Source organism: Rhizobium sp. 268 (genome assembly GCF_036571585.1).
Classification (GTDB): Bacteria; Pseudomonadota; Alphaproteobacteria; order Rhizobiales; family Rhizobiaceae; genus Rhizobium; species Rhizobium redzepovicii.
Window position 1 is genome coordinate 1 of sequence record NZ_JAPPSO010000049.1, and the last position, 5,375, is coordinate 5,375.

Below are 5,375 nucleotides of genomic sequence, written 5' to 3' on the forward strand. Positions count from 1 at the left end.
CTGTGTCGCCTGAATATCCACGAGCCGCTGACCTTTCCAGCCAGAGAAACTTAACGTGACAACACCGGTAAGTTTGTTGGCGCGGTAGCTCATTGGCTGTTGACTAGCCTTATTTGGGCTCATATATGCCACTGACGGTGTACAAGCCTTATATTGATATAAAACCGTCAGGAAGTACTTGTGCCACATTTTGAGAATCCGCGCATGGTCAGGGGGTCCGATCTCCTTGTCTCGTGGAAACCGACTCGAAGGAGCGAGCAGCCCATGCATATCGCCGAAATTAAACAGGCTGCGATCCTGCTCGGCGGCACGGTCGCGGCGCGTCGCTCGTCGCTACTAGTCAAGGGGATGGCCAAACAAGAGGAGACAGCAGCATGAGCGTCGGCCAGTACAAATCAGCCAAGACCCGCGAGATCATCGAAGACGCAATCAGCCAATTGTGCGCAGTGGGTTTCACTCTAGATGGCGCCGCCGGCCTGCTCGTCATTGAAGGGATGATCAGAATCGAAGATCGTCAAAAACGAAAAGACATGGCCGCTTTCGCTGCAAGCGAAGCGGAAGACACGATAGATTGGGGATACCCATGAAAATAATAGACCTTCAACCTGCCAGCGGCTTTGCTGGCGAGGCGAGGGTGCTCGCGCGCTTCTTACTTCAGCTCACACCGGACGTCAAGCTATGTGGCTTGCGCCTTGATCCAGCGAACGACAATTTCGACGCCCGCAGTTGCGTAGCATGGGTCAAAGCACGAATGGCATGAGCACTACGAAGGGCGTTGTCACGTTGTTTGAATGTGGCCACGTGAGGCCGAGCCTGCGCTTTTCAGGCAGGCCGTGCACTCACGGCTTCCCACGCGGCCAATAAACAACGTGACAACGCCGACAGAACGGATGATGATGAACGACGCCGCTCGAAAGATTGCAGCTGTTGCCCCGTCGGAGCAGCATTATCGCGAAGCACCCAACAATATCGAAGCCGAGCAAGCGCTTCTGGGTGCGATCCTGATGAATAACGACGCCTATTACCGGGTGTCCGACTTCCTGAAGCCGATCCATCTCTATGAACCGCTGCATCGGAAGATCTTCGAGGTTGCCGGCGATATCATCCGCATGGGCAAGATCGCCAATCCGGTGACGATCAAGACCTTCCTGAAAGCCGACGAGAAAGTCGGCGACATGACGGTTTCGCAATATCTGGCGAGCCTGGTCAGCAATGCCGTCACCGTCATCAATGCCGAGGATTACGGTCGGGCGATCTACGACCTGGCGCTGCGCCGGGCGCTGATCACCATCGGCGAGGATGTCGTCAACATCGCCTATGACGCGCCGCTCGACATGCCGCCGCAGTCGCAGATCGAGGATACCGAACGCCGCCTCTTCGAACTGGCGGAAAACGGCCGCTACGACGGCGGTTTTCAGGCCTTCAACGATGCGGTCGCGCTGGCGATCGACATGGCGGCCGTCGCCAAGGAACGTGACGGCGGACTTTCCGGCATTTCCACCGGCATCCATTCGCTGGATTCCAAGATGGGCGGCTTGCAGCGGTCGGACTTGATCGTCCTTGCCGGACGCCCCGGCATGGGCAAGACCTCGCTTGCTACAAACATCGCCTACAATATCGCCGCCTCCTACGAAAGCGAAGTCCAGTCGGACGGCAGCATGAAGGCAAAGAACGGCGGAGTCGTCGGCTTCTATTCGCTCGAAATGTCGTCCGAGCAGCTCGCCACCCGTATCATCTCCGAGCAGACCGAAGTCTCCTCCTCGAAGATCCGCCGCGGCGACATCAACGATGCCGATTTCGAAAAGCTCGTCGCCTGCTCGAGGATGATGCAGAAGGTGCCGCTCTATATCGACCAGACCGGCGGCATCTCGATCGCCCAGCTTTCGGCCCGCGCGCGCCGCCTCAAGCGCCAGCGCGGCCTCGACGTGCTTGTGGTCGACTACATTCAGCTGATGACCGGCTCGGGCAAGTCCAGCGACAACCGCGTGCAGGAAATCACCCAGATCACCACCGGCCTCAAGGCGCTCGGCAAGGAGCTCAACGTTCCCATCATCGCACTGTCGCAGCTCTCGCGTCAGGTCGAAAGCCGCGACGACAAGCGGCCGCAGCTGTCCGACCTTCGCGAATCCGGCTCGATCGAGCAGGACGCCGACGTCGTGCTCTTCGTGTTCCGCGAGGAATATTACGTCAAAAATTCGGAGCCGCGCGACATCCACGATCCGAAATATCCGGAGTGGGAAGCGCTGTTCGACAAGGTGAAGGGCACGGCCGACGTCATCATTGCCAAGCAGCGCCACGGGCCGACGGGAACGGTGAAGCTCGCCTTCCAGGCAGAATTTACCCGCTTCGCCGATCTCGCCGATCCCTCCTTCACCCAATATGAAGAGCACTGATCGCGCGGCGGCCGGACTTTCCCCCCGCCAGCATTGATGTCTAATTGCGTCGTATGCGACGCTGTTAGAGGTCTTTGCTTTATGCAAGTCGTCCTCCCAAAACCGCTGCACAGTTTTGGGCAACATGCATTAGACTGACCGGCGATGTCCCGTTGTTTGATCAAGGTCGGAACAAGGCGCTTGTCTGCCCGCCGCAGACGCTTTCAATACGCGTAACCGAAGATCATCGGATCATCGCTCAGTGCTCGTGCCCTCATCCACCTCTTCGCTGTGGATGTTGAATCAGCTTCGCCGCGCCACGTCACCTCACAATCGATTCATCAATCGCAGGACCTGCTCTAGCCGGGTAGTGTCGCCTTAACATTTTCGGCGGTATTTACCGGCGGAACCCCTCAATCCAAGTGTCGGTTAACGCTCCATCACCAACTGGAACGTGTCAATGAGGATCGCCAGAAAAACGCCAGACCCAGTGATGATCACGCCATTCAGAAATAGCCGGCTTGCCTTGTCGTAGACGACTTTTTTCAGTGATGACGTTTGCAAAAGTAAAGCGAGGGAGCGCAGCTGAAAGACGATGCCTATAATTATGACGACCAACGTCGGCAGGTCGGCAAGTCTCCACGGTATTGGATTGCTGGCCCACTGCGTAAGGAAGCCTAGGGAAAATGAAAGCACCACCCCCACGACGGTAATCGTGCCGTTGCGGAAAAGCGTTTCTATCAGGTGTTCGTCGTCATCGTTGAGATTCATTTTCGGCTTTCCATCCCGGTGACTATCCACGCTTTCCTATGACAATCAACCGTATTTGGATATCTTATCGATGAAGACAGAGCCTCGGATGCCGTCTTCTTTCGAGAATTCGGTGAATTACCGGTCTATGCCTAAACGGGCGATGTCACGTTGTCGGCAACTTAACGGGTGGCGGATAATTCGGTTGAGATGACTCATCGACCATCAGCTACAAGAACCACGGCTTTCCACCGCAGATTATCGCCCGTGCGGTCTGGCTGTATTTCCGGTTCCCGTTGAGCCTGCGGCTGGTCGAGGAAATGTTGCTGGAGCGCGGTATCGTCGGTTCTTACGAAACGATACGGCGATGGGCCGCAAATTCGGGGCAGCCTACGTCATGCAGCTGCCTAGAAAGAAGCCGTCGCGGAAAGTTATCTGGCATCTGGACGAGGGTGTGGCGCGAGGCATCCACAGCAATGTGGGAGCCGAGTTGCACGGAAGATGAGGGTAGGTCCCTCGAAACCGACCGTCAGGGGTAGGTTTCAAACCACTGCAAGCTGCGACGGTAAAGAGCCGTAGTGGTGAGCGTTGCAGAAAAAGGCGGGTCTTAGTCCGTCAGGTGAGGTTTAGAGAGACGAGCGCAAGCGAACCGCTGATGACGTGTCGAAAAGTGCAAGATGATGTCGAAACCGGGAGGAATTCGTTAGCCCGGGACGAGTCTGGGGGGCGACCTGATTTCTGCCCAGGCGGCATCCGGCATGAAGGCGGCGTGACTCTTTACCAGGCTTTCGTGTGGAACGCGGGAACCTGTCGCTCCGATGTTAAGGGAGAAACCCAAGCAGGCGGTCCCTGCGAGGGTGAGATTACCGAAGCGGAGCACAGGAGCGGAGCAGCCCGTAGTAGTGCTGAAGGTCCTGTAATGGGGCTGGAGCGAAGGGGTTGCGTTGTTCAGCTCTGGAGCGAGGACAACCGGCGACGGGAGGATCCTCGTGGATCGAGCAAAGCCGTATACGATTCCGAAAAGAGAGGTGTGGGAAGCATATAAGAGGGTTAGAGCCAACCAAGGAGCGGCTGGTGTTGATGGCCAGACGATTGCGGACTTTGAGGCTGATCTTACGAACAACCTGTACAAGCTCTGGAATCGGCTGGCGTCGGGCAGCTATTTTCCGCCGCCGGTGCGGCGGGTCGACATACCCAAGAGCGATGGGAAGACGCGCCCGTTGGGCATACCTACGGTCGCCGACCGCATTGCGCAGATGGTGTTCAAACGCCATCTGGAACCGACGGTGGAGCCTGAATTCCATCCGGATTCCTATGGGTATCGGCCCGGCAAATCGGCACTCGATGTGATCAGCGTGGCACGGCAGCGATGCTGGCGTTACAACTGGGTTCTTGATCTCGATATCAAGACTTTATTTGATAGCATCGAACCGGACCTGCTGATGCGGGCTGTGCGCAAGCACACCGATTGCCCGTGGGAGCTTTTATACATCGAACGATGGCTGAAAGCGCCGGTGCAGATGCCGGACGGAGATCTCGTCGCCAGAGAGCGAGGAACGCCACAGGGCGGGGTAATCAGCCCCCTCTTGGCAAACCTCTTTCTTCACTATTCGTTTGATATGTGGATGTGTCGGAATTTCCCGGACATTCCGTTTGAGCGGTATGCTGACGACGCGATCTGTCATTGTCGGACCGAGGACCAGGCGATGGCTCTTCAGTGAGCTCTGGACGGCATCGTAACGTTAACCGGACATCGATCAAAATGTGGGATCTGGCGGCATGACCAGATCTAGTTCTGGTCATGGAGGACGATGGCGACAAGGACGAGAAGATCATCGCCGTGCCGGTGGCGAAGTTGACGCGCTGCTACGACAAGGTTGAGAACTACACCGACCTGCCGGAAATCTTTGTGAAGCAGATCGAGCACTTCTTTTCGCACTACAAAGATCTGGAGCCCGGCAAGTGGGTGAAGGTAGCCAGCTGGCAGGACGTCAATGTCGCAAAGAAGATGATTAGCGATGCGGTCGGCCGCTACAATTCGCAAACGTAATCGCCAATCGGAAGAGCCAAATAAGGTGGAGCGAACTAGCAGCGGTATCTTAGGCCCAGTCTTTGCGCGGCCTTGGACCGGAGGCAACCTCATTATGGTTCCATAAGATAGATTGCGCCGCAAATTTGTGTAGCCGGGTACATTCTATCTCGAACTGCAACAAAGGCGCTAAGCTGCCTGCTTTTCGGGAGCCATGGTTTGAT

At 56.6% G+C, this 5,375-nt stretch carries 3 protein-coding genes and 3 pseudogenes; 5 read left to right on the forward strand and 1 reads right to left on the reverse strand.

The features are described from left to right. Nucleotides 1-374 precede the first annotated feature (374 nt). Both OS035_RS33155 and OS035_RS33160 read left to right on the forward strand, forming a co-directional pair. Nucleotides 375-587 (forward strand): hypothetical protein, encoded by a 213-nt coding sequence (locus OS035_RS33155; protein ID WP_063474880.1) that lies wholly within the window; start codon nucleotides 375-377, stop codon nucleotides 585-587. A gap of 309 nt (nucleotides 588-896) precedes the next feature. Next, nucleotides 897-2,393, forward strand: a complete 1,497-nt coding sequence (locus tag OS035_RS33160) for a replicative DNA helicase (RefSeq protein ID WP_130827579.1) — start codon at nucleotides 897-899, stop codon at nucleotides 2,391-2,393. 408 nt (nucleotides 2,394-2,801) lie between these two features. Here the strand turns inward: OS035_RS33160 and OS035_RS33165 are convergent, their stop codons facing one another. Next, the gene (locus OS035_RS33165) at nucleotides 2,802-3,143 is read right to left on the reverse strand and encodes a hypothetical protein (RefSeq protein WP_063474881.1); all 342 of its coding nucleotides are present in this window, start codon (nucleotides 3,141-3,143) and stop codon (nucleotides 2,802-2,804) included. A 142-nt stretch (nucleotides 3,144-3,285) separates the two neighbouring features. Between OS035_RS33165 and OS035_RS33170 the strand changes: the two are divergent. The 3 pseudogenes from OS035_RS33170 to OS035_RS33180 all read left to right on the forward strand — a co-directional run. Continuing rightward, nucleotides 3,286-3,579, forward strand: a pseudogene (locus OS035_RS33170) (IS6 family transposase); the annotation flags it as partial. Between the two features lie 532 nt (nucleotides 3,580-4,111). Then, nucleotides 4,112-4,840: pseudogene (gene ltrA / locus OS035_RS33175) on the forward strand (group II intron reverse transcriptase/maturase); the annotation flags it as partial. 74 nt (nucleotides 4,841-4,914) lie between these two features. Next, nucleotides 4,915-5,172, forward strand: a pseudogene (locus OS035_RS33180) (inorganic diphosphatase); the annotation flags it as partial. Nucleotides 5,173-5,375 lie beyond the last annotated feature (203 nt).

Coding starts and splice junctions, on each gene's coding strand:
- OS035_RS33165 (WP_063474881.1), bottom strand. CDS start 3,143: ATGAATCTCAACGATGACGACGAACACCTGATAGAAACGCTTTTCCGC.
- OS035_RS33160 (WP_130827579.1), top strand. CDS start 897: ATGAACGACGCCGCTCGAAAGATTGCAGCTGTTGCCCCGTCGGAGCAG.
- OS035_RS33155 (WP_063474880.1), top strand. CDS start 375: ATGAGCGTCGGCCAGTACAAATCAGCCAAGACCCGCGAGATCATCGAA.